The 23,952-nt window shown below is 44.9% G+C and carries 20 protein-coding genes and 1 riboswitch; of the genes, 19 read left to right on the plus strand and 1 reads right to left on the minus strand.

What is annotated here, in order from left to right:
- The first annotated feature begins 76 nt into the window (after positions 1 to 76).
- From HFM85_RS01185 to HFM85_RS01245, 13 genes are all read left to right on the plus strand, one after another.
- Positions 77 to 1,012, plus strand: a complete 936-nt coding sequence (locus tag HFM85_RS01185) for a hypothetical protein (RefSeq protein WP_173736877.1) — start codon at positions 77 to 79, stop codon at positions 1,010 to 1,012.
- The gene (locus HFM85_RS01190) at positions 1,009 to 2,154 is read left to right on the plus strand and encodes an ABC transporter substrate-binding protein (RefSeq protein WP_173736878.1); all 1,146 of its coding nucleotides are present in this window, start codon (positions 1,009 to 1,011) and stop codon (positions 2,152 to 2,154) included. The genes HFM85_RS01185 and HFM85_RS01190 overlap by 4 nt, the downstream gene beginning before the upstream one ends.
- Before the next feature lie 96 nt (positions 2,155 to 2,250).
- On the plus strand, positions 2,251 to 3,270 hold the full coding sequence (locus HFM85_RS01195; RefSeq protein WP_173736879.1) for a FecCD family ABC transporter permease: 1,020 nt from the start codon (positions 2,251 to 2,253) through the stop codon (positions 3,268 to 3,270).
- A gap of 3 nt (positions 3,271 to 3,273) precedes the next feature.
- A complete protein-coding gene (locus tag HFM85_RS01200) occupies positions 3,274 to 4,377 on the plus strand; it encodes an ABC transporter ATP-binding protein (protein ID WP_173736880.1) in 1,104 nt (367 codons plus the stop codon).
- Between the two features lie 347 nt (positions 4,378 to 4,724).
- Entirely contained in the window at positions 4,725 to 6,323 is a 1,599-nt protein-coding gene (locus HFM85_RS01205) for a DUF1002 domain-containing protein (RefSeq protein ID WP_173736881.1), read from the plus strand.
- A 314-nt stretch (positions 6,324 to 6,637) separates the two neighbouring features.
- Positions 6,638 to 7,840 carry a class I SAM-dependent rRNA methyltransferase gene (locus HFM85_RS01210; RefSeq protein ID WP_173736882.1) on the plus strand — a complete coding sequence of 401 codons (1,203 nt, stop codon included), beginning with the start codon at positions 6,638 to 6,640 and terminating at the stop codon, positions 7,838 to 7,840.
- A 43-nt stretch (positions 7,841 to 7,883) separates the two neighbouring features.
- On the plus strand, positions 7,884 to 8,297 hold the full coding sequence (locus HFM85_RS01215; protein ID WP_173736883.1) for a hypothetical protein: 414 nt from the start codon (positions 7,884 to 7,886) through the stop codon (positions 8,295 to 8,297).
- Position 8,298: 1 nt separating this feature from the next.
- Entirely contained in the window at positions 8,299 to 9,147 is an 849-nt protein-coding gene (locus HFM85_RS01220; RefSeq protein ID WP_173736884.1) for a DUF5685 family protein, read from the plus strand.
- Complete coding sequence (locus tag HFM85_RS01225) at positions 9,141 to 9,791, plus strand: J domain-containing protein (protein ID WP_173736885.1); 651 nt, start codon at positions 9,141 to 9,143, stop codon at positions 9,789 to 9,791. Before HFM85_RS01220 ends, HFM85_RS01225 begins: the two co-directional genes overlap by 7 nt.
- Positions 9,792 to 9,900: 109 nt before the next feature.
- On the plus strand, positions 9,901 to 10,887 hold the full coding sequence (locus tag HFM85_RS01230; RefSeq protein WP_173736886.1) for a diaminopimelate dehydrogenase: 987 nt from the start codon (positions 9,901 to 9,903) through the stop codon (positions 10,885 to 10,887).
- A gap of 289 nt (positions 10,888 to 11,176) precedes the next feature.
- The gene (locus tag HFM85_RS01235) at positions 11,177 to 12,673 is read left to right on the plus strand and encodes an N-acetylmuramoyl-L-alanine amidase family protein (protein ID WP_243873771.1); all 1,497 of its coding nucleotides are present in this window, start codon (positions 11,177 to 11,179) and stop codon (positions 12,671 to 12,673) included.
- Between the two features lie 311 nt (positions 12,674 to 12,984).
- Entirely contained in the window at positions 12,985 to 14,463 is a 1,479-nt protein-coding gene (locus HFM85_RS01240; RefSeq protein WP_173736887.1) for a C40 family peptidase, read from the plus strand.
- A gap of 163 nt (positions 14,464 to 14,626) precedes the next feature.
- Positions 14,627 to 14,831, plus strand: a riboswitch (cobalamin riboswitch).
- A 266-nt stretch (positions 14,832 to 15,097) separates the two neighbouring features.
- Entirely contained in the window at positions 15,098 to 15,412 is a 315-nt protein-coding gene (locus HFM85_RS01245) for a cysteine-rich small domain-containing protein (protein WP_173736888.1), read from the plus strand.
- Between the two features lie 88 nt (positions 15,413 to 15,500).
- On the opposite strand, the gene HFM85_RS01250 is transcribed toward HFM85_RS01245, so the two are convergent.
- A complete protein-coding gene (locus HFM85_RS01250) occupies positions 15,501 to 16,223 on the minus strand; it encodes a phosphatase (protein WP_173736889.1) in 723 nt (240 codons plus the stop codon).
- 299 nt (positions 16,224 to 16,522) lie between these two features.
- Between HFM85_RS01250 and HFM85_RS01255 the strand changes: the two genes are divergently transcribed.
- The 6 genes from HFM85_RS01255 to HFM85_RS01280 all read left to right on the plus strand — a co-directional run bounded on the left by HFM85_RS01255 (position 16,523) and on the right by HFM85_RS01280 (position 23,932).
- On the plus strand, positions 16,523 to 19,048 hold the full coding sequence (locus tag HFM85_RS01255) for a glycyl radical protein (protein ID WP_173736890.1): 2,526 nt from the start codon (positions 16,523 to 16,525) through the stop codon (positions 19,046 to 19,048).
- Between the two features lie 20 nt (positions 19,049 to 19,068).
- Positions 19,069 to 19,860 carry a glycyl-radical enzyme activating protein gene (locus HFM85_RS01260; protein WP_173736891.1) on the plus strand — a complete coding sequence of 264 codons (792 nt, stop codon included), beginning with the start codon at positions 19,069 to 19,071 and terminating at the stop codon, positions 19,858 to 19,860.
- Between the two features lie 187 nt (positions 19,861 to 20,047).
- Complete coding sequence (locus HFM85_RS01265; RefSeq protein WP_173736892.1) at positions 20,048 to 20,923, plus strand: class II aldolase/adducin family protein; 876 nt, start codon at positions 20,048 to 20,050, stop codon at positions 20,921 to 20,923.
- 33 nt (positions 20,924 to 20,956) lie between these two features.
- A complete protein-coding gene (locus HFM85_RS01270) occupies positions 20,957 to 22,345 on the plus strand; it encodes an aldehyde dehydrogenase family protein (RefSeq protein ID WP_092070142.1) in 1,389 nt (462 codons plus the stop codon).
- 18 nt (positions 22,346 to 22,363) lie between these two features.
- Entirely contained in the window at positions 22,364 to 23,593 is a 1,230-nt protein-coding gene (locus tag HFM85_RS01275) for a zinc-binding dehydrogenase (RefSeq protein ID WP_144092302.1), read from the plus strand.
- A gap of 24 nt (positions 23,594 to 23,617) precedes the next feature.
- Positions 23,618 to 23,932 (plus strand): BMC domain-containing protein, encoded by a 315-nt coding sequence (locus HFM85_RS01280; protein WP_015525953.1) that lies wholly within the window; start codon positions 23,618 to 23,620, stop codon positions 23,930 to 23,932.
- Positions 23,933 to 23,952: the final 20 nt, after the last annotated feature.

The following is a 23,952-nucleotide window of genomic DNA, read 5'->3' on the forward strand; positions in this document are numbered from 1 at the left end:
ATAAAGTAACTGCCCGGAAAGATCAAAAAGACTGTCTTCCGGGCAGATTCTTGTCACAGGGAAGGGAGAAACAATCATGAAAAAACGTTACGTAAATCTTCTTCTTGCAATGGTAAGTGCATCTGCCCTGATGCTTGGCTCCGTACCGGTACTGGCAGAGAGTGATTCTGCGAAAACGGAATCCGGGGAGAATGCAGAAGCAGCTGATGAGAAAGATGTATCCACAGATAAAGAGAACACCTTGGAAGATGGCGTTTACACAGCTGAGTTTGACACAGACAGCAGCATGTTCCATGTAAATGAGGCAAATGACAAAAAAGGAAAGCTCACAGTCAAAGATGGCGAGATGACTATCCATGTAAGCCTGGTTTCCAAGAAAATCGTAAATCTGTTTGCGGGAACAGCTGAAGATGCACAGAAAGACGGAGCAGATATCATTGAACCGACCACAGATACTGTAAAATACAGCGATGGTTATACAGAAGAAGTGTATGGATTTGATATCCCTGTACCTGCCATTGACGAGGAGTTTGATGTAGCGATCCTGGGAGAAAAGGGTAAATGGTATGATCATAAAGTAAGTATTAAGAATCCGGTAAAAGAAGATGCAGCAGAAACTGCTGATGATTCCGACGAGAAAGATGACGATAAACAATCCAAAGGCAAAAAGCTGAAAGATCTGAAGCTTGAGGACGGAACTTATGAGACAGAAGTAACTCTTACAGGCGGTACAGGAAAAGCAACTGTGGAATCTCCTGCAAAGGTAGAGATCAAGGACAAAGAAGCGACAGCGACCATCATCTGGAGCAGCCCGAATTACGATTATATGATCGTTGACGGTGAGAAATATGAGCCTGTAAATAAAGACGGAAACTCTACATTTGAAATTCCGGTCAGTGTTTTTGATGCAGAGATGGAAGTGACTGCAGATACAGTGGCCATGAGCACTCCTCATGAGATCGACTACACCCTGAATTTTGATTCTTCAAGCATGAAAAAGGCAGACAAATGAAAAAAATAATCTCCTACATATTTCTGACGATAGCTCTTATCCTGGGCTGTACATCAGGCGTACAGGCAGCTGAAAAAGAGCATACGCCTGCAGATATCCCGGGACTTACTTTTGACCACAGCATGGAGCTTTCCTATGCGAAAGAGTTCAATGTAGACTATTATGATGACGGCTACGCACTGATCACTATTGATCAGGAAGGACAGTTTCTTGTAGTTCCGGAGGGAAAAGAAGCTCCGGAAGGCCTGGACAGTGATATCGCAGTGCTGAAACAGCCATTGGATCATATTTATATGGTGGCAACTTCCGCTATGGATCTTTTCCGCGCTATTGACGGAATCGACAGCATCAATCTTTCCGGTACAAAAGAGGACGGATGGTATATCCAGGAAGCGAAGGATGCCATGGAACAGAATAAGATGATCTATGCAGGCAAATACAGTGCACCGGATTATGAGCTGATCTTAAATGAAGGCTGTGATCTGGCAATCGAGTCCACCATGATCCACCATAATCCGGAAGTTCAGGAAAAACTGGAGCAGTTTGGAATCCCTGTTATGGTAGAGCGTTCCAGCTACGAGAGCCATCCGCTTGGAAGAACAGAATGGATGAAGCTTTATGCAGTTCTCCTTGGAAAAGAAGATCTCGCAGAAAAAGTTTTCAAGGAGCAGACAGACAAGCTGGATAAAGTTCTCACAGCAGATAAGACAGACAAGACCGTAGCGTTCTTTTATATCAACTCTGTAGGCGCAGTAAATGTGCGAAAGAGCGGAGATTATGTTTCTGAGATGATTTCTCTTGCAGGTGGCAATTATGTCCCTGAAGACACAGGAGAGAATGATAATGCCCTTTCCACCATGAATATGCAGATGGAAGAATTTTACGCGAAAGCGAAAGATGCAGATTATATCATCTACAACAGCACAATTGACGGAGAGCTGAATACTATAGATGAACTTCTTTCCAAGAGCGAGCTTCTTGCAGATTTCAAGGCTGTAAAGAACGGCAATGTCTGGTGCACAGGTAAAAATCTTTTCCAGGAGACAACGGGGCTTGGAACTATGATCGAGGATATCCACACCATGCTTACCAGTGACGATGATTCTCTGGATGAGTTGACCTATATGCATCGTCTGAAATAAATAAAAATACTATTAAAACCAGGAAAACAGATTGGGCGGATTGAGAAGATCCGCCTGATCTGCTATAAATAAACACGGAGGGAGACATACAGAAAAATGAACGACCGAAAACGTGCAGTCCGATACGGAATCTCATTTGTGATTCTTGCAGTACTGCTGATAATTTTATTTATATGGAATGTAAATTCCGGAAGTATCCATCTCTCTGTGAATGAGATCCTGAATATCATATTCAAACGTCAGGGAGATCAGACTTCCTATAATATTGTGTGGGAGATCCGTCTTCCGCGAATTCTGGCAGTTATCATCCTGGGTGGGGCATTGTCTGTATCCGGATTTCTGCTGCAGACATTTTTTAACAACCCTATTGCAGGACCGTTTGTACTGGGTATTTCTTCCGGAGCCAAGCTGATCGTGGCACTGCTGATGATCTTTCTTTTAAGCAGATCCGTATCCATCGGTTCCGGAGCCATGATCCTGGCTGCTTTTGCAGGTTCCATGATTTCCATGGGCTTTGTTCTCCTTGTGGCAAAAAAAGTCCACAACATGTCCATGCTGGTTATCAGTGGTGTTATGATCGGTTACATTTGCTCAGCCATCACGGATTTTGTGGTGACATTTGCGGACGATTCCAATATCGTCAACCTCCACAACTGGTCTCTGGGAAGCTTTTCCGGTATGACCTGGGGCAATGTGCGGACAATGGTCGTGGTGGTACTGATTACCATGGTAATCGTATTTTTTATGTCAAAACCCATTAGCGCATACCAGCTGGGAGAGACTTACGCTCAGAATATGGGAGTAAATATCAAGCTGTTCCGGATTCTTCTGATCCTGCTTTCCAGTATTCTCTCTGCCTGTGTTACTGCTTTTGCAGGACCGATCTCCTTCGTTGGAATCGCAGTTCCCCACATTGCAAAAAGCCTTCTGAAAACAGCAAAGCCGATCCTTGTAATCCCGGCCTGTTTTCTTGGGGGTGCGGTGTTCTGTCTGTTCTGCGACCTGATCGCAAGAACTGTTTTTGCACCGACAGAGCTCAGCATCAGTTCTGTAACGGCGGTATTCGGAGCACCGGTGGTTATCTATATTATGATTCGCAGACAACAGAGGATATAAAAGATGAAATCATATTTTTTCTATACAGATCAGCTTACTGTAGGTTATGATGGAAAACCGCTGATCAAAGAGATCAATATCAGACTGAACAAAGGCGAGATCCTGACACTGATCGGCCCAAACGGAGCTGGTAAATCCACGATACTGAAAAGCATCACAAGACAGCTTTCCCTGATCAGTGGTACTGTTTATCTGGAACAGGCTGAAATGAGCCGTATGACAAATAAAGAAGTTTCAAGGAAGCTGGCTGTTGTGCTTACTGAACGGATGCGCCCGGAACTTATGACATGTGAAGATGTAGTAGCAACCGGACGTTATCCTTATACAGGAACCTTGGGGATTCTTTCTGAGGAGGATAAAAAGAAGGTTCAGAATGCAATGGAAATGGTTCACGCATGGGACTTAAAAGACCGGGATTTTACAGCGATCAGTGATGGACAGAGACAGAGGATCCTTCTGGCGAGAGCAATCTGCCAGGAGCCGGAGATCATTATCCTGGATGAACCTACCTCCTTTCTGGATATCCGCCATAAGCTGGAACTTCTTGCTATCCTCAAAAAGATGGTACTGGAAAAACAGGTGACAGTAATCATGTCTCTTCATGAGCTGGATCTTGCCCAGAAGATATCCGATCAGGTGATCTGTGTTCACGGAGATTACATTGAAAAATACGGCGCACCGGAAGAGATTTTTACATCAGATTATATTAAGAATCTTTACGGAATTACCCGCGGAAGCTATAATGCAGAGTTTGGATGTGTGGAGATGGAGCCGCCATCCGGAGAACCGGAGATATTTGTGATCGGAGGCAACGGAAGTGGGATTCCGGTATATCGTAAACTTCAGAGACAGGGAATTCCTTTTATCACAGGAGTTCTTCATACCAATGATGCGGATTATCAGGTGGCAAGGGAGCTTGCCGGTAAGGTGATAGCAGAGAAACCTTTTGAGTGCATTTCACGGGAGAATTATCAGAAGGCACTGGAAGCCATGAAAAAATGTCGGGAAGTTTACTGCCCGCTGAAAGATTTCGGCACCATGAATGCCGGAAATCAGGAATTGCTGAAAGAAGCGGAAAAGTTGGGAAAATTAAAGAAAATCGGATAATATCTATATGGAGCGACAGGATATTTGGTATTTGGAGGTTACTGTTCACTGGCAATGTTCCGCGAGGTGTTTTTTGTGAGCGAAGGTCACAGAAAACCCGAGACATACCGCGCGAATTTATGCAATTAGCATAAATTCTGTGCATCGCGAAGCGTGTTACTGAGAACGGAGTGAACAGTAACATTTGGAGAGACCATTTCTCAGAGATGGTCTTTTTTTAATTACAAATATCTATACAACTGTGTTATAATATGAAACAGAAAAAACGTCAGTAAACTTATAGCAGCAGTTTATAAAAAAGCTATAGTACAATTAACCTGAAAAGTCATAAATTGGAGGGAAATTCAATGAAGAAAAGAAATTTGATCGCAGCATTACTCTGCAGTGCATGCCTTGTTGCGGGCAGCGTAAATCCAGTAATGGCAGATGCAGCCAGAGTTGTAACACTTGGTGCAGACCTTACAGATGCACAGAAACAGACTATGATGAAATATTTTAATGTAAGTTCTGATCAGGTACAGATCATGACCATTACCAATCAGGATGAGCATAACCATCTGGACAATATCGCACCGCAGTCTCAGATCGGTACCAGAACTTTGAGCTGTGCATATGTGAAGCCTACACAGTCCGGAGGAATCAAGGTACGTACTGCGAACCTGAACTGGGTAACAGGTAATATGATCGCAACCACACTTTCCACATCTGGCGTAAAGAACTGTGAAGTTGTTGCAGCCTGCCCGATGGAAGTATCCGGAACAGGTGCTCTTACAGGTATCCAGATGGCATATGAGCAGGCCAGTGGAAAGAAGCTTGACGAGACCAAGACAAAACTTGCAAACGAAGAGATGGTAGTTACCGGAAATCTTGCAGATCAGGTTGGAAAGAATGAGGCAACTACAGTTGTAAACCAGTCCAAGATGGACGTGATCCAGAACAATGTTCAGAATGCAGATGAGATCCAGAATATTGTTATCAATGTGGCAGAGCAGAACAATGTTTCTGTAAGCCAGGAGGAGATTGACAAGATCGTATCTCTTCTCGAGAAGATTGCAGAGCAGGGCTACAATTACGATGATGTAAAAGAAACTCTGGAGCAGGTTAATGAGAACACAACCGGCCAGGCGTCTTCAGGTGATGATACTCTGGACGGAGAGAACAAAGATGATACTGTAGAGGTTGACGGTGATTCAGATGATATCACAAACAGTGTAGATGACAGCGTACTTGGCGATGATGTGATCCAGAGTTCTACAGAAGATCCCACACTTGAGATCGAGACAGATAATTCTTCAGACAGCAGTGACGGAAACGGAACAGGAATCCCGGATGCAACAGATGACGGAACTTACAGCGGCAGCTCTGATGAGAGCACATCTGACGAAAGCGGCAGCTCTGATGAGAGCACATCTGACGAAAGCGGCAGCTCTGATGAGAGTGCATCTGATGAGGCTGCATCCACAGAGACTGACAGCACAGAACCTGATACTTCTGTACTCAGCGAGGAAGCCAGAAATAATTATGATAAATTTGCACTTTTTGCAAAAGGAGAGTATGAGGGAGATCCAGATTCTCTTCTTGCAGCAACTGAGAATACAGAAGAAGCTGCAACAGTGACACTGGATGAGCAGACAGGTAAGAATCTGGCTGCTACAGTTGAGAAGGACTACTACGATATCCTCAATAATGGAACAGATTCCTATGAGGCAGATGGAACTGAAACTTACCAGAGCACAGAGCTTAACATGATGGATAAGAAGCTTAAGAAGCTTTTTGGTATTGACGATTCCGAGGAGGATACAGATGTTACAGACGAGACTAAAGCCCTTCTTGCTGATGTCACAGAGGAAGATAAAAAGACTCTCTATAAAGACACTATAAAATTTCTTGCAGGACTTTATGGTGAGAGTACAGATTCTGCAGCAGATGAGTCTGCAGCAGAATAATATCAGAACAGCATTTTATTAAAAAATCAAGTATGACCCGCGGCAGAAGTTTTTTAACCTTCTGCTGCGGGTCTTTTATATAAGAAAAATATCTGCCGGATAAGTATTCGGGGAACTCTGTTAAAGGAATCGGACAAGTTCGCAGCTTATGAAATTTCTGTGATTTATATTAAGGATTTGGGTAAGCACTGGAAAAATGATTTTTTCTGTGATAGAATTGTCCTTAAATTGGTTTATACACAGGCAGTGAGAGGAATTTATCCAATTTATTTCTGCGCTGCCTCGGGAAATGAGAAAGGGAAAAGGTAGAATTTATGAGCCTGGCAGTAGTAACATTAAAAAAAGGCGAAGGAAGATTTCTGAAATCAGGAGGCCTATGGGTATATGATAATGAAATTTCAAGTATCATGGGAAGTTTTAATAACGGAGATATTGTGCTGGTTCACGATTTTGACGGTTATCCCATGGGAAGAGGGTTTATCAACACCAATTCCAAGATCGCGGTTCGTATGCTTACCAGAGACGAACATACAGAGATCAACGAAGAATTTTTGAAACAGCGTGTCCGTGACGCATGGGATTACCGCAGGAAAGTGGTAGATACCGGAAGCTGCCGTATCATCTTCGGTGAGGCTGATTTTCTTCCGGGACTTGTTGTGGACAAGTTTTCGGATGTTCTTGTCGTACAGTCCCTGGCTCTGGGAATCGATCGCCTGAAAGACACCATTATCCGCGTGCTGAGAGAGATCCTGGAAGAAGACGGGATCCATATCAGAGGCGTGTATGAGAGAAGTGACGCGAAAGTACGCCGCCAGGAAGGAATGGAACTTACCAAGGGATTTATCGGAGAAGAATTTCCGACCATCGTTCAGATCGAAGAAAATGGCGTGAAATACGAAGTAGATATCAAAGACGGACAGAAAACAGGATTTTTCCTGGATCAGAAATATAACCGTCTGGCGATCCAGAGACTCTGTAAAGGAGCAAAAGTTCTGGACTGCTTCACCCATACAGGATCTTTTGCCCTCAATGCGGGAATTGCAGGGGCTAAGAGTGTAACGGGTGTAGATGCTTCTGAGACAGCTGTAAAGCAGGCAACACGCAACGCAGAACTTAACGGGCTGGACAGGAAAGTGAAATTCATCTGCGAGGATGTTTTTGAGCTGCTTCCTGAGCTTGAGGAGAAAGGTGAGAAGTTTGATGTGGTTATCCTTGACCCGCCGGCTTTCACGAAATCCAGAAGCTCTGTGAAGAATGCAGTAAAAGGATACCGTGAAATCAATCTCCGTGCTATGCGTCTTGTAAAAGACGGCGGCTTTCTGGCAACCTGCTCCTGTTCTCATTTTATGACATATGAGCTTTTTACACAGACCATCGGACAGGCAGCGAAGAACGTTCATAAGAGACTGCGTCAGGTAGAATACCGCACACAGGCTCCGGATCATCCGATCCTCTGGTCAGCAGACGAGTCCTATTATCTGAAATTCTACATTTTCCAGGTATGCAATGACAGATAAGAACTGTCATTGTGAGAGGTAAATGTAAAGGAGACAGATTTTTATGAGAGACAAATTTAATAAATTTATGCAGGGACGTTACGGTGTGGATGAGCTTTCCAGATTTACGATGGGAGTTGCCCTGGCACTTATCATACTGACTATGTTTGTGAACATTGTAAACCGCAGTGTAGGAAGTGTGCTTGATTTCCTGGGAATCGCGGCTATCGTGTATGCGTATTTCCGTATTTTTTCCAGAAATATCCAGCAGCGTTATGCAGAGAACCAGAAATATCTTCAGATGACATCGAAGCTCCGTCTTCGTTTCAATAAAGAAAAGAATTTAATGAAACAGAGAAAAACTCATCACATCTACGCCTGTCCGGGCTGCGGACAGAAGATCCGTATTCCACGAGGCAAGGGAAAAATCGAGATCGAATGTCCCAAATGCCATACGAAATTTGTAAAGAGGAGCTGACATGTTTGGATATGTGACAGTCAACAAACCTGAGATCAAATTCAAAGATTTTGATATGTACCGCTCTTTTTACTGCGGCCTGTGCCGGGAGCTGCGGGAGCGTTACGGGATTCCGGGACAGGTATCCCTGACCTATGATATGACCTTTGTGGTGCTGCTTTTAAGCGGGCTTTATGAGCCGCCTACCAGAAAGGGAAAATCCCGTTGTGCCGTCCATCCGCTGAAAGCGCAGCCTGTGCGGAAAAACGAAGTGACAGAGTACTGCGCAGATATGAATGTGATCCTTTCTTATTATAAGTGTATGGATGACTGGCAGGATGAAAGAAAGCCTTTCCGTTATGCCTATGCCACTCTTCTTAAGAATATCGGTCGGAAGCACATGTCGGGTTATCCGGAGAAAATGCGCAGGATTCAGGAAACACTTTCAGAGCTTTCCGGGCTGGAGAAAGAAGGAGAGACAGATGTGGATCTGGTAGCCGGCTGCTCCGGCAGGATCATGGAAGAGATTCTGGCTTTTCGTGAGGATATGTGGGAATCCTCTCTTCGCAGAATGGGCTTTTACCTGGGAAAATTTATTTACATCCTGGATGCCTACGATGATGTGGAGAAAGACGCAGAAAACGGAAATTACAATCCGTTTCTCAAAAAATATAAGATGGAAGGGTTCGAGGAGGAGATCCGCAGGATGCTGGTCATGATGCTTTCCGAGGCATGCAGGGAATTCGAGAAACTTCCTGTTATCCGTTATGGAGATATCCTCCGAAATATTTTATATTCCGGCGTGTGGTGCCGTTTTACGGCAATCGGACAGAAGCGCAAGGGAGAACGGGAGAAAGAAAAACAATGTTAGATCCATACAGTGTGCTGGGAGTTCCCAGAAACGCATCTGATGACGAAATAAAAAAAGCATACCGCAAACTCAGCAGGAAGTATCATCCGGATGCCAATATCAACAATCCGAATAAGGATCAGGCTGAGGAGAAATTCAAGGAAGTACAGCAGGCATACGAACAGATCATGAAAGAACGGGAGTATGGCAGCAGCTCAGGCAGTGATTATGGCGGATACGGAAATTACGGCGGATTCGGCGGCTATGGAAGCAATGGTAATTCCACGGCCTACCAGGATGAGGAGAGTATGCGCAGACGTGCAGCCGCCAATTATATACAGAGCGGTCATTATCAGGAAGCTATGAATGTACTGAATTCTCTTGGACAGAAAAATGGTGAGTGGTATTATCTGGCTGCCATGGCCAATATGGGACTTGGAAACAATGTGACAGCCCTGGATCAGATCCGGGAAGCAGTCCGCCAGGAACCGAACAACATGCAGTACCGTATACTGCTTCAGCGTATGGAAGGCGGAGGCGGCTGGTACCAACAGCAGCAGGGGCCTTTTGGAGGTATGCCCACAGCAGGGGATGATATGTGTGATGCCTGTTGCAGGACCATGGCCTGTGCCATGTGCTGGCCGGGCGGTATTTTCTGCTGCTGATGCAGCGGATTTAAAAAAGTTTGTAAGACGGATCCTGCAGACCCGTTTTGCGATATAGATTGCAGATGACTGAAACTGCATCTGCAAAGAAAAAGAGGAGGAAATCGTTATGAGCATAAGAATTGGTATTTTAGGTTACGGTAATCTGGGCCGCGGTGTGGAGTGCGCCATCAAACATAATCCGGATACAGAGCTGGTTGCAGTATTTACCAGACGTGATCCGGAGACTGTAAAGATCCTTACTGAGACAGCTAAGGTGTACTCTGTAAAGGATGCTGAGAAAATGAAAGATGAGATTGATGTTCTCATCATCTGCGGAGGAAGCGCAACAGATCTTCCTGTTCAGACACCGGAATATGTAAAATATTTCAATGTTGTAGACAGCTTTGACACACATAAGAGAATTCCGGAGCATTTTGCGAATGTTGACAAGGCAGCAGAAGAGACAGGACATGTAGGAATCATTTCTGTAGGCTGGGATCCGGGAATGTTCTCCCTGAACCGCATGTATGCAAATGCGATCCTTACAAATGGAAATGACTATACATTCTGGGGCAAGGGTGTAAGCCAGGGACATTCCGATGCAGTTCGCCGTATCAAAGGTGTAAAAGACGCAAAACAGTATACAATTCCTGTAGAGGCTGCTCTTGAGTCTGTAAGAAACGGAGAGAATCCTGAGCTTACAACACGCCAGAAACATACTAGAGAGTGCTTTGTAGTAGCTGAGGAGGGTGCTGATCTTGCACGTATCGAGGAAGAGATCAAGACTATGCCGAACTACTTTGATGAGTATGATACAACTGTACATTTCATCTCCCAGGAAGAGCTTGACCGTGATCACAGCGGAATCCCGCACGGCGGCTTTGTGATCCGCAGCGGCAAAACCGGCTGGAACAACGAGAACAGCCATGTGATCGAGTACAGCCTGAAACTGGATTCCAATCCGGAGTTCACATCTTCTGTTATCGTTGCCTATGCAAGAGCTGCATATCGCATGAACCAGGAAGGACAGAAGGGCTGCAAAACTGTATTTGATGTTGCACCTGCATACTTAAGTGCACTTGACGGAGCAGAGCTTCGCAAAAAATTCCTGTAAGAGTCTGTAACAGATCTGTTATAAACAGCTGTACGCTGGTTAAATGATCATATCCCCGGAATGTCTGTGAATATCAGATGTCCCGGGGATTTTCTACGTAAAAATATCACAAAATGCTGGTTATAGTTATGTGCAAATGGTGGAAAAAACGGAAATAGTTGACGTAGAGTAAAGAATGGTATATAATATGGACGTAAATTTGTAACAGAATTGTAATGAATTCAGCAGCTAACGATCAGCCGGACTTCAGAAATAGTAAATATCAATTATCTATCAAAGGAAGGTATGTATGCGAAAATTAAGCAGGAAATGGAAATTTTGGGGACTTTTTTTGATCTTGATGTTTTTTGCAGCTGGGGCGACTGTACACACAACTGCAACAGATGTACAGGCTGCAACCAAGAAGGGCTTTAAGACAGAAGGCGGAAAGTCTTATTACTACAAGAATGGCAAGAAGGTTAAGGGATGGCTTACACTGAACGGCAAGAAGTATTACTTCAATGCTTCCACAGGCGTGCAGGTAAAAGGCTGGGCCAAGGACAGAAAGGGTAAACGTTACTTCTATAATGCCAACGGTGTCAAAGGATACATGGCAACAGGCTGGCTTACAGACAGTAAGAAGAACACCCGTTACTTCAATACAAGCACAGGATACATGACGACCAGATGGGCGACCATTAGCAAGAAGAAGTATTACTTCTACAGTGGCAATGGTGTTGCTGCCAAGAACACATTTCTTACAGATACCAAGAAGGTTACCCGGTATTTTACCAGTAAGTGCTTTATGGCAACTGGTTGGGCAACAAACAGTAAGTCCCAGAAACGTTACTTTGATCCGAGTACAGGAGCTATGTACAAGGGATTTAAGAAGATTGGAAATAATACATATTATTTCTACAGTGGCAGCGGTGTTATGGCAACTGGCTGGGTGGAAAATGCATCCAAGGGATATAAGTATTACTTTAATCCATCTACTGGTATCATGGTAACCGGTACTGTGACTATTGACGGTAAGAAATATACATTCAACAGCAGCGGAATTCTGCAGGTGAATAATAATCCTAATACGACACCATCCACAGGAACCAGAACTATTAAGAATTTCCTGGCCAATGCGTTGAAGCCGGTTGGACAGACACTTTATGTATGGGGCGGAGGACATAATGATTCCGATGCAACCAGAAAGGGCGTAAGCCCTAAATGGAAACAGTGGTACGACAGTAACTCCAGTTCTTATAATTACAAATATTATATGGATCTTACAGAAGCTACAGAGCAGAAAGGTCTTGACTGCTCCGGCTATGTAGGATGGTCTGTATATCAGATCATGCAGAATAAATCAGGCGGTGTGAACTATACAACAGTTTCAGGAAGCATCGGATCTTTATATTCAGGCAGAGGAATGGGAACAATCGTTTCACAGGCGCAGCTTGCAAGCTCCGGATATAAGCTTTATCCTGGAGATATTGGATATAATGGCGGACATACATGGATGGTTCTCGGACAGTGTGCAGATAAGAGTGTTGTGATCCTTCACTGCACACCGAATGCGGGGGTTCAGATTTCCGGAACCCCGACACCGAGCGGAACATATGGTAGCCAGGCTATCGCACTGGCAGAGACTTATATGGCCAAGTATCCTGGAGTTACCAAATATGACTATCATGAGTCAAGTGGTAACTATATCCGTAACGGAGCATACTTCAGATGGAACAGAAATACACTTTCTGATCCGGAAGGCTATCTGAATAAGACAGCGAATCAGATCCTTGCAGATCTGTTCTAAATTAGAAGAACAGCTGATACAAAAGAAAAAAATATGTAACAAACAGAACAGGGGAATCCTTGATGCGTCAGGTTCCCCTGTTTTTTAATGTCAAAACCATTAATAAATGTTACAAAGTTTTAAACTAAATAATAGAAAATCCTTGCAATCCAAATAACACTGTGTTAATATATAAAAAGATTGAAACAAGATATTGCAAAAATATTACACGGACTGTTAAAAATGAAATAACAACAGACGTGAGTAAACTTGAAACAGCGGAGAACTTTTGCCGCTATAGAATCAGAATTAGATTGTGAGGGTGAACAGTCATGAAGAAAAGAATATTATGTCTGACACTGGCGCTCATCATCAGCGGAGCACAGGTAGTCAGCGTAAGCGCAACAAGAGAAGATGAAGCAGCACTTCAGCAGGAGATGGATGCAACCAATGACCAGCTGAACGCTACATACTCCAGATTGGATGAGCTTTCCGCTCAGAAATCCCAGATCGAAGGTGAGATTTCTACTCTTGATGCGAATCTTGTAAACGTGATGGTTTCTATTCAGACACTGGAAGGAGATATCTCCAATAAAGAAGCCGACATTGCATCTACACAGACTAACCTTGAGAAGGCTAAGAACGCCAAGGCGAAGCAGTACGAGGCAATGAAGAAACGTATTCAGTATCTTTATGAGAAGGGTGGCGACGATGCATGGTTTCAGATGATGCTTAATGCAGAGAACCTGTCAGAGCTTCTTACAAGAGCTGAGTACACACAGAAGACATATGAGCAGGATAGAAAAAGTCTTGAGAAGTATTCCAACACGATTCAGCAGGTAGCCAACCTGGAGACACAGTACACACAGGAGAAAGCAGAGCTTGAGGGAATGAAGCAGGAATATGAGGCGGAGTCCCAGAACCTGCAGGTACAGCTGGATGAGAAACGTGCCACATCCGCAGATTACGATAATGAGATTGCTTATGCACAGCAGCAGGCAACTGATTATGCGAACCTTCTTGCAGAGCAGACGGCAGAGCTTCAGAGATTAGAGGCTGAGCGTATTGCTGCTGAGGAAGAGGCGAGACGTCAGGCTGAAGCTGAGGCTGCAGCGAGAGCACAGGCTGAGGCAGAAGAGGAAGCAAGACGCCAGGCTGAAGCAGAAGAGCAGCAGGCAGAAGAAGATCAGAGTGAAGATGTTCAGTATGATGAGAATGGCGATGTGATCGAGAATACAGACGAAGACACTGCAGAAGACGATGATGAGTATGTAGAGGGAGACACAGATGACAGTGAGGACGATGGTGTTCAGTATGACGAGGATGGAAATGTGATCTCTGATAATACAGATGAAGCAGAAGACAACACAGACGCTGATTCTGATAACGGTGATTACTCTGAGGCAGATACTTCAGAGGATACATCTTCTTCCGAAAGTGAGAGCTCTTCTTCCTCTTACAGCAGTGGTTCCGGTTCTTCGGTTGTAAATTATGCAACACAGTTTGTCGGCAACCCATATGTATGGGGCGGTACAAGCCTTACTAATGGAGCAGACTGCTCTGGTTTTGTGCAGAGTGTATATGCAAACTTTGGCGTCAGCCTTCCGAGAACATCCTATGAGCAGCAGAATGCAGGTACAGAGGTGTCCTATGCAGATGCACAGCCAGGAGATCTGATCTGTTACGGTGGACACGTTGCAATTTACATGGGCAACGGACAGATCGTCCATGCATCCAACTCACAGGACGGAATCAAGGTCAGCAATGATGCTACATACAGAACAATCGTGTCTGTAAGACGTCTTGTATAATTTTGTTCAAATGCGGATGCTTTTGTCCGTCTGATAACAATAATATACAGCATCCCGGTGGTTTTCTGCCGGGATGTTTTTTGATGAAAAGTTTGAAAAAAGTTTTCAAAATATATTGACATATAATTAACATGGTGTTATTATGATGTCAGTATAATTCCATATTGAACATAGCAAGTGCTGCGGGAGTCTGACAGTTATCTGATAATTATCGGAATCTCACAGAAAAGGGAATCAGGTGAGAAACCTGAGCGATCCGGTCACTGTAACGGAGGAGCGAATCTCATAATCCATTGTACATATGTATGAGAAGGAGAGACAAGCCATGATCCCGGAGCCAGGAAACCTGCTTGTTATGGCGAGGTTAAACTTCCGTGTAAAGTGTAACAACCATTTCAGGGACTCCGCACCCCTGGGACGTTGTCTACTTTTTTACGAGAGTAGGCATTTTTTTATGGAATGCGCCTGTTCATATGAATTATACATGATTAAATGGCAGGCGATACTACTCCGGATACATTCGTTCCCTCCGCGCACTCATGAACGGATTATATTTCTACCCCGGGGTGGCATCGCTACCTCTTTTTTTATGGGAAAAATCATGAGTGTACAACCTTGGGAGGAGGTAACGATCATGGCAAAACCATATTGGGAGGGGAAGGAGTTTTCCTATTTCAGTCATAAGAACTGTGAATATTTTCCATGCCATACAGGAGCAGATCCGGATAATTTCAACTGTCTGTTCTGCTATTGTCCTTTATATGCACTGGGAGATAAATGCGGTGGTAATTTCCGTTTCCTGGACAGCGGTATTAAGGACTGTTCCAGATGTAAGGTTCCGCATAAGAAAGAGAATTTCGGGTATATCACAGGCAAGTACAAGGAACTTGCGGAACTTGTTCGTAAACAGCGGGAAAATTCCACGGAAAATGTGAAGAAACCGTATTAAGAAAACAGATATAGAAATAAATACATTAGATAAAATAAAAGCCAGCTCTGACACAGGATAAAAATGTCAGAGCTGGCTTTTTGCAGAATTAAATCGGTTTTCTTGTCTGCAGAAATACTTTCAGCTTCGGAATCTGGTTGTTTAATATCAGACTCTCCGGAAACATGGCCTGATGGACAAAATCAGCGGCATATGTAAAGTCGCCGATATGTTCCGGTCCGTGGCTGTCGCTGGAAAGAAGCAGTGGTAGGCGGTATTTGCGACAGTAATGAAGGATCTCGAAACAGTTCTCCCTGGTATCACCACGATAGCCATATGGTGCAAGAGAAGCCTCGTTGATCTCAAAGATCGTGCCGGTTTCCTTAGCAGCCCTGGCAAGCACATCATAATTAACCGGGTAATGAGTGTTATCACTATGTCCGAGGATCTTCACACAGGGGTTTTTCATTACATTGATAAAAGCTTCTGTGTTTTCGGCTCTGGTGCCACAACGGTAATTCCAGGAATGCATGCTGGCAATGGCATAATCAAGCTTACATAATAATTCCTGATCCAGGTCTACGCTGCCGTTTCTGTCGAGGATATTCAGTTCGATTCCGTAGAGAAGCTCTACTCCGAAATGCTTTTTGGGAGAGTAGGTAAGGCTGCGGAAATAAGAAGAAGTTCCGGCTGCCAGAGTGCCGGGTCCATGATCTGTGATCCCCAGGAGACGAAGACCTTTCGCAGCAGCAGCACGGGCCATATTGGTGATCGTACATTCAGTGCCATGGCCGCTGGCAATGGAATGCGTGTGCATATCGGAAAGATACATAAAATCAACACCTCTTTTACAGTTAAAATAACGAGTTTTTTACTGAGAATAAAAGAACTTCCTATATAAAAACAAGTATGGCAGAGCGGAAAACCAAAGTCAATATATAAAATATCAAATTTACACAAAACAAACAAAACAGACATAATCAGATTGATAAAAACCACAGAAACAGCAATAAATGAGTGTTGGATTTCGTTGACACTGAATTGCAGGTGAGGTATAATAAAATTACATGAGCACATAGCCGGAAGTGTGGAAAAATCACCAGAAACAACCGGTTGTGAGAAAGGAGAATCATGGAGAAATTTCATATAGCAGATATCCCGAAAACAGACAGAATCACCCATCTGGTAGATAACCTCTATGCGAAGATGCCGGTGATCGAATCAGCCAGAGCCAAGCTGATCACAGAATCCTACAAGGCAACAGAAGATGAGCCAATCATCACAAGAAGAGCCAAGGCTTTTGCACACATCCTGCACAATATTCCCATTATCATCCGTGATGAGGAACTGATCGTAGGAAGCAGCACACTGGCACCAAGAGGATGTCAGACATTCCCGGAGTATTCCTTCCAGTGGCTGGAGGATGAGCTGGACACAGTAGCTACCAGAACAGCCGATCCATTCTATATTGCGGAGGAGACTAAGGCCGAACTTCGCGAGGTACATAAATACTGGAAAGGTAAGACAACCAGCGAACTGGCAACCTCCTATATGGCACCGGAAGCAATTCTTGCTATTGACCATAACATCTTCACACCGGGAAATTATTTCTACAATGGTGTAGGTCATGTAACTGTTAAATACGAAGAGGTGCTGGCTATCGGTTATGAAGGAATCATTGCAAAAGCTCAGAAAGAGCTGGATGAGTGCAATGTAGGGGATGGCGATTACGCAAAAAAATCCCGCTTCCTGGAAGCAGTTATCATGAGCTGTCAGGCGGTTATCGACTATGCACATCGTTATGCCGAGCTTGCAGAGCAGATGGCATATCAGTGCCAGGATCCGACAAGAAAACAGGAGCTCCTTCAGATCGCATCCAACTGCAGCCGCGTACCGGCTAAGGGTGCACGCAACTTCTACGAAGCATGCCAGTCCTTCTGGTTTGTACAGCAGCTGATCCAGATGGAGAGCAGCGGACATTCCATTTCACCGGGACGTTTTGACCAGTATATGTATCCATATTATAAGAGTGATATGGAGGCAGGCAACCTTACAAGAGAATTTGCCCAGGAACTGATGGACTGCATCTGGGTTAAATTAAATGACCTGAATAAATGCCGTGACGCTGCATCCGCAGAAGGCTTTGCAGGCTACAGCCTTTTCCAGAACCTGATCGCAGGTGGACAGAACAAGGAAGGCGAGGATGTGACCAATGATCTCTCCTTTATGTGCATCCAGGCATCTATGCATGTACATCTTCCGGCACCATCTCTTTCAGTAAGAGTATGGAACGGATCTCCGCATGAATTCCTGATCAAGGCAGCAGAGCTTACAAGAACAGGAATCGGACTTCCGGCTTACTACAATGATGAGGTTATCATTCCTGCACTGCAGAACCGTGGCCTTTCTCTTGCAGATGCCAGAGAATATAATATCATCGGCTGCGTAGAACCGCAGAAAGCAGGTAAGACAGAGGGCTGGCATGATGCTGCATTCTTTAACATGTGCCGTCCGCTGGAGATGGTTTTCTCCAATGGTATGGACAAAGGGGTGCAGATCAGTGTTCAGACCGGCGATGTCACAGAGATGAAGACTTTTGACGAGTTCTATGATGCATATAAGAAACAGATGGAATATTTCATCTCCCTGCTTGTAAATGCCGATAATGCCATTGATGTGGCACATGCGGAGAGATGTCCGCTGCCATTCCTTTCATGTATGGTGGATGACTGCCTGAAACGTGGTAAATCCGTTCAGGAAGGAGGAGCTGTTTATAACTTCACAGGTCCTCAGGGATTTGGTATTGCCAACATGGCAGATTCCCTGTATGCAATCCGCAAGCTTGTATATGAAGAGAAGAAGATGACCATGGAAGAGCTGAAAGAGGCTCTGGCATGGAACTATGGCAAGGGTATTGATGCACAGTCTGCGGCAGATATCACTACCGTTGTAATGAAGAAGCTTCAGGAGAACGGTATCAGTGTGAATGAGCAGACAGCAACAGCTGTTATGACAGCAGCTCTCGGAACAGAGCCATCTCCTGAGAAGAAAGCAAGATTCGAAGAGATCCACAAGATGATCGAGGAGGTTCCGAAATTCGGAAACGATATCCCGGATGTGGATTATTTTGCAAGAGATGTGGCTTATACTTACACCAAGCCGCTTCAGAAATATATGAACCCACGAGGCGGACATTATCAGGCCGGACTTTATCCTGTATCTGCAAACGTTCCTCTTGGCGAACAGACCGGCGCAACACCGGATGGCCGTTATGCACATACACCTGTTGCGGATGGCGTTTCCCCGTCAGCAGGCAAGGATGTGAAGGGACCGACAGCGGCAGCTACTTCTGTATCACGTCTGGATCATTTCATTGTATCTAACGGTACACTGTTCAACCAGAAATTCCATCCGTCAGCACTTGCCGGAAGAGAAGGTCTGGAGAAATTCGTGGCACTGATCCGTGGATACTTCGATCAGAAGGGTATGCACATGCAGTTTAACGTTGTCGACAGAGAGACACTTCTGGATGCACAGAAACATCCGGAGAAATATAAACATCTGGTCGTACGTGTTGCAGGTTACAGTGCGTTGTTTACAACTCTTTCCCGTTCTCTGCAGGATGACATCATCCGCCGTACCGAACAGGGATTTTAACCGGATTTAAGAGGTAAATTATGGACTATTTGGATACAAAGGGCAGGATCTTTGATATTCAGAAATATTCGGTGCATGACGGTCCGGGAATCCGTACGATCGTATTCCTGAAAGGCTGTGTCCTTCGCTGTCGCTGGTGCTGTAATCCGGAATCGCAGGAGTACAGGATTCAGAACATGAAAGTACTGGGCGAGGACAAGGTGATCGGCCGTGATGTGACAGTCCGTGAGATGATCGAGGAAGTAGAAAAAGACCGTGCATATTATTACCGTTCAGGAGGGGGAATCACCCTCTCCGGCGGTGAATGTATGTGTCAGGCAGATTTTTCCAGAGATCTGCTACGGGCAGCCAAAGAACGCGGTATCAATACAGCCGTGGAGAGTATGGCCTGTGCCCCGTGGGAAAAGATCGAGCAGGTTCTTCCGTATCTGGATGTATATCTGATGGATATCAAGCACATGAATCAGGAGAAACACAAGGAATTCACAGGACGCGCCAACGGACTGATGCTGGAGAATGCAAGAAAAGTTGCCCTCTATGGAAAAACAAAGCTTGTGATCCGTGTCCCGGTTATTCCTACATTTAATGATTCTGTTGAAGAGATCCAGGCAATCGCCAGATTTGCGGATTCTCTTCCGGGCGTAAATAAGATTCATCTGCTTCCTTATCACAGACTTGGACAGGATAAGTATGAAGGCCTTGGAAGACCCTATTTAATGGAAGGAATTCTTCCACCGACTGCCGAACATATGCAGATGCTTAAGGGTGCTGTACATGCTGTATGCGGTCTGGACTGCCAGATCGGAGGCTGAAAGACAGCACTTTATAAAGAATGAGATCCTTTTTCAAAAGAAAACATAAAAAACAATAAAAACAACATAAAAAGCAACAAGAAACCAACATAAAACAACGGATTGCCCTTGACTTATTCTGTGGTATGGAGTAAAATATTGACAGAAACAAAATAGTGCAATCCAATGCTCAAGGAGGAAATTAAGCATGGTAAACGAGTTTGAAATCAAAAAACAGCTTTGTGACATCGGTAAAAGAATCTACAACCGTAACATGGTTGCAGCAAATGACGGAAACTTTTCTGTTAAGATCGCAGAGAACGAGTATCTTTGCACACCAACAGGTGTATCTAAAGGTTTCATGACACCAGAGTTCATCTGTAAAGTAGATGGCAAGGGTAATGTAATCCAGGCTAACCCGGGATTCAAACCATCATCTGAGATCAAGATGCACATGAGAGTATATGAGAAGAGACCGGACGTAGGATCTGTTGTACATGCTCATCCGATCTATGCAACATCTTTCGCAATCGCAGGAATTCCGCTTACACAGCCGATCATGCCAGAGGCAGTTATCGCTCTTGGATGTGTTCCGATCGCTGAGTACGGTACACCTTCCACAATGGAGATTCCGGATAACCTTGAGAAATACCTTCCATATTTCGATGCAGTACTTCTTGAGAACCACGGAGCACTTACATGGAGCACAGACCTTAACGCTGCATACATGAAGATGGAGTCTGTAGAGTTCTACGCACAGCTTCTGTATCAGACAAAACTTCTTGGTGGCCCGAAGGAATTCGACAAAGAGAACATCGAGAAACTGTACGCTATCCGTCGTAAATTCGGTATGCCAGGTAAACATCCGGCAAGCCTTTGCCTGAACAAAGACGGAAAGAACTGCCACAACTGCGGCGGCGCATGCCACAATGATGATTACAAACAGTTCCCAGGATATCAGTATGATTTCGTTGGAAAAGACTGTGATAAAGAAGCTGCTCCAGCAGAAACACCGGCTAACAACGATGCAGAGCTTGTAGCTCAGATCACAAAACAGGTTATGGCTCAGCTTGGCCTGAAATAATCTTTTGACGGAATAATTAAGGAGGACAATCTCATGCCAATAAGTGAGAATATGGTACAGGAAATTGTACAGGAAGTTATGGCAAAGATGCAGATTGCAGATGCTCCGGCCGGAAAACATGGCGTTTTCAAGGATATGAATGATGCTATCGAAGCAGCCAAGAAGGCTCAGCTGGTAGTTAAGACAATGTCTATGGACCAGAGAGAAAAGATCATCACCTGCATCCGCAAGAAGATCAAAGAAAATGCGGAAGTACTGGCACGTATGGGTGTTGAGGAAACTGGTATGGGTAATGTGGGAGATAAGATCCTGAAGCATCACCTGGTAGCAGACAAGACACCTGGAACAGAAGACATTACAACAACTGCATGGTCCGGAGACAGAGGACTGACTCTGATCGAGATGGGACCGTTTGGTGTTATCGGTGCGATCACACCATGCACTAACCCAAGTGAAACAGTTCTCTGCAACACAATGGGTATGCTGGCAGGCGGAAATACAGTAGTATTCAATCCACATCCGGCAGCAGTTAAAACTTCTATTTACGCAATCAATCTTTTAAATGAGGCTTCCCTGGAATCAGGCGGCCCGGATAATATCGCTGTCACAGTTGAGAAACCAACCCTCGAGACAAGCAATATTATGATGAAACATAAAGATATCCATCTGATCGCAGCAACAGGAGGTCCTGGTGTTGTGACAGCAGTTCTTTCCTCTGGTAAGAGAGGAATCGGTGCAGGAGCAGGAAACCCGCCGGCACTGGTTGATGATACTGCTGATATCCGTAAGGCAGCTCAGGATATCGTAAACGGATGTACATTCGATAACAACCTTCCATGTATCGCAGAGAAGGAAGTTGTTGCAGTATCCTCCGTAGTTGATGAGTTAATGCACTACATGCTTACAGAAAATGACTGCTACCTTGCATCCAAGGAAGAGCAGGACAAGCTTGTTGAGACTGTACTTGCAGGCGGCAAGCTGAACCGTAAATGTGTAGGACGTGACGCGAAGACACTTCTTTCCATGATCGGAGTTCAGGCACCGGCTAATACCCGCTGCATCATCTTCGAGGGACCGAAGGAACATCCGCTTATCACAACAGAGCTTATGATGCCGATCCTCGGAATCGTAAGAGCAAAGGATTTTGATGACGCTGTAGAGCAGGCTGTATGGCTTGAGCATGGCAATCGTCATTCCGCACATATTCATTCCAAGAATATTGATAACATTACAAAATATGCGAAAGCAATCGACACAGCGATCCTTGTAAAGAACGGTCCGTCCTATTCCGCACTTGGATTCGGTGGAGAAGGCTTCTGTACATTTACAATCGCAAGCCGTACAGGTGAGGGACTTACAAGCGCAAGCACATTCACAAAGAGAAGACGCTGCGTAATGACAGACAGCCTTTGCATTCGTTGATCAGGAGGAACATAAATCATGGATATGAACAATGTAAATATCGAAGAAATCGTTAAACAGGTTCTCTCCGGCATGACAGGAAACGCTCCTGCAGCAGCTGCTGCAAGCACTCCGGCTGCTCCGGCAGGAAATACAATTCCTAAAAAAGCAAGAGTGGCAATGATGACAGAGAAGAAACATTTTGAGCTTCAGGAGTATGATCTTCCGGAAGTTGGTGACGACGACATCCTTGTTAAGGTTGAGGGATGCGGTGTCTGCGGAACAGATGCTCATGAGTACAAAAATGATCCGTTTGGTCTTATTCCGGTAGTTCTCGGACATGAGGGAACCGGCGAGATCGTAAAAATGGGTAAAAACGTTAAGGTTGATACAGCTGGCAAACCGGTTAAAGTCGGAGATAAGATCGTTACATGTATGATCTTCAAAGATGATCCGGAAATCACAATGTTCGACCTCAACAAGAAAAACGTAGGCGGCGCTGACGTATACGGACTTCTTCCGGACGATGATGTTAAATTCAACGGATGGTTCGCTGATTACATCTTCATCAGAGGCGGAAGCTTCGGTTCCACATTCTTCAATGTAAGTGATCTGGATCTTGATTCCCGTATCCTCATCGAGCCATGTGCAGTACTTGTACATGCAGTAGAGAGAGCAAAAACAACGGGAATCCTGAAATTCAACAGCAGAGTTGTTGTTCAGGGCTGCGGACCGATCGGTCTGATCTGTATCGCCGTTCTTCATACAATGGGTGTTCACAACATCTGTGCAGTAGACGGAAACGAGCAGCGTCTTGAATTCGCCAAGAGAATGGGCGCAACTACAACTGTAAACTTTATGAACTTCAAGGGTGTTGAGGCACTTACTGAGGCTGTGAAAGAGGCTCAGGGCGGACATCTTGCAGATTTCGCTTTCCAGTGCACTGGAAATCCTCATGCTCATTCCAATATCTACAAATTCATCCGCAACGGCGGCGGCCTCTGCGAGCTTGGATTCTTCATCAACGGTGGAGATGCAACCATCAACCCGCATTTCGACCTCTGCTCCAAAGAGATCAACCTTGTTGGTTCCTGGGTATACAACCTCAGAGATTATGCAACAACATTTGATTTCCTTAAGAGAGCAAAAGCAATCGGACTTCCAATGTCTGAGCTGATCACTGACAAGTATCCGCTGGAAGAGATCAACGAGGCACTTGAGAAGAACCTGTCAATGACAGGTCTTAAGATTGCGGTTGTTAACAAATAACCTTAACGGGAAAGGAGAAGCAACATGGCAGAAGCTGTAGGAATTCTGGAGGTCTTCGGACTTGCGACAGCCTTTGTGGCAGCTGACGCCGGGTGCAAGGCTGCAAATGTCCACCTGGAGGTATTCGATAAGAATAAACCGGCGAATGCGGACAGCCTGCCAGTACCGCTTCTTGTCTGCATCAAGTACCGCGGAAGCGTGTCAGATGTCACGGCAGCGGTAGAAGCCGGCATGAAGGTCGCAGAGAGCATGACAGGTGTGGTACAGCATTACATAATCCCCAACCCGGAACCAGGTACACAGAAAATGCTGAAGATCAGCGCCCTGGATAAAGATTAAGAGGATTTCGGAACTTAACT

The organism is Blautia schinkii, from assembly GCF_013304825.1.
Lineage (GTDB): Bacteria > Bacillota > Clostridia > Lachnospirales > Lachnospiraceae > Blautia_A > Blautia_A schinkii_B.

Excerpts from the sequence above, each read along its gene's own strand:
- HFM85_RS01235 (WP_243873771.1), top strand. The coding sequence starts at position 11,177 with ATGCGAAAATTAAGCAGGAAATGGAAATTTTGGGGACTTTTTTTGATC.
- HFM85_RS01225 (WP_173736885.1), top strand. The coding sequence starts at position 9,141 with ATGTTAGATCCATACAGTGTGCTGGGAGTTCCCAGAAACGCATCTGAT.
- HFM85_RS01205 (WP_173736881.1), top strand. The coding sequence starts at position 4,725 with ATGAAGAAAAGAAATTTGATCGCAGCATTACTCTGCAGTGCATGCCTT.
- HFM85_RS01270 (WP_092070142.1), top strand. The coding sequence starts at position 20,957 with ATGCCAATAAGTGAGAATATGGTACAGGAAATTGTACAGGAAGTTATG.
- HFM85_RS01265 (WP_173736892.1), top strand. The coding sequence starts at position 20,048 with ATGGTAAACGAGTTTGAAATCAAAAAACAGCTTTGTGACATCGGTAAA.
- HFM85_RS01230 (WP_173736886.1), top strand. The coding sequence starts at position 9,901 with ATGAGCATAAGAATTGGTATTTTAGGTTACGGTAATCTGGGCCGCGGT.
- HFM85_RS01240 (WP_173736887.1), top strand. The coding sequence starts at position 12,985 with ATGAAGAAAAGAATATTATGTCTGACACTGGCGCTCATCATCAGCGGA.
- HFM85_RS01200 (WP_173736880.1), top strand. The coding sequence starts at position 3,274 with ATGAAATCATATTTTTTCTATACAGATCAGCTTACTGTAGGTTATGAT.
- HFM85_RS01220 (WP_173736884.1), top strand. The coding sequence starts at position 8,299 with ATGTTTGGATATGTGACAGTCAACAAACCTGAGATCAAATTCAAAGAT.
- HFM85_RS01250 (WP_173736889.1), bottom strand. The coding sequence starts at position 16,223 with ATGTATCTTTCCGATATGCACACGCATTCCATTGCCAGCGGCCATGGC.
- HFM85_RS01255 (WP_173736890.1), top strand. The coding sequence starts at position 16,523 with ATGGAGAAATTTCATATAGCAGATATCCCGAAAACAGACAGAATCACC.
- HFM85_RS01190 (WP_173736878.1), top strand. The coding sequence starts at position 1,009 with ATGAAAAAAATAATCTCCTACATATTTCTGACGATAGCTCTTATCCTG.
- HFM85_RS01195 (WP_173736879.1), top strand. The coding sequence starts at position 2,251 with ATGAACGACCGAAAACGTGCAGTCCGATACGGAATCTCATTTGTGATT.
- HFM85_RS01275 (WP_144092302.1), top strand. The coding sequence starts at position 22,364 with ATGGATATGAACAATGTAAATATCGAAGAAATCGTTAAACAGGTTCTC.
- HFM85_RS01215 (WP_173736883.1), top strand. The coding sequence starts at position 7,884 with ATGAGAGACAAATTTAATAAATTTATGCAGGGACGTTACGGTGTGGAT.
- HFM85_RS01245 (WP_173736888.1), top strand. The coding sequence starts at position 15,098 with ATGGCAAAACCATATTGGGAGGGGAAGGAGTTTTCCTATTTCAGTCAT.
- HFM85_RS01280 (WP_015525953.1), top strand. The coding sequence starts at position 23,618 with ATGGCAGAAGCTGTAGGAATTCTGGAGGTCTTCGGACTTGCGACAGCC.
- HFM85_RS01210 (WP_173736882.1), top strand. The coding sequence starts at position 6,638 with ATGAGCCTGGCAGTAGTAACATTAAAAAAAGGCGAAGGAAGATTTCTG.
- HFM85_RS01185 (WP_173736877.1), top strand. The coding sequence starts at position 77 with ATGAAAAAACGTTACGTAAATCTTCTTCTTGCAATGGTAAGTGCATCT.
- HFM85_RS01260 (WP_173736891.1), top strand. The coding sequence starts at position 19,069 with ATGGACTATTTGGATACAAAGGGCAGGATCTTTGATATTCAGAAATAT.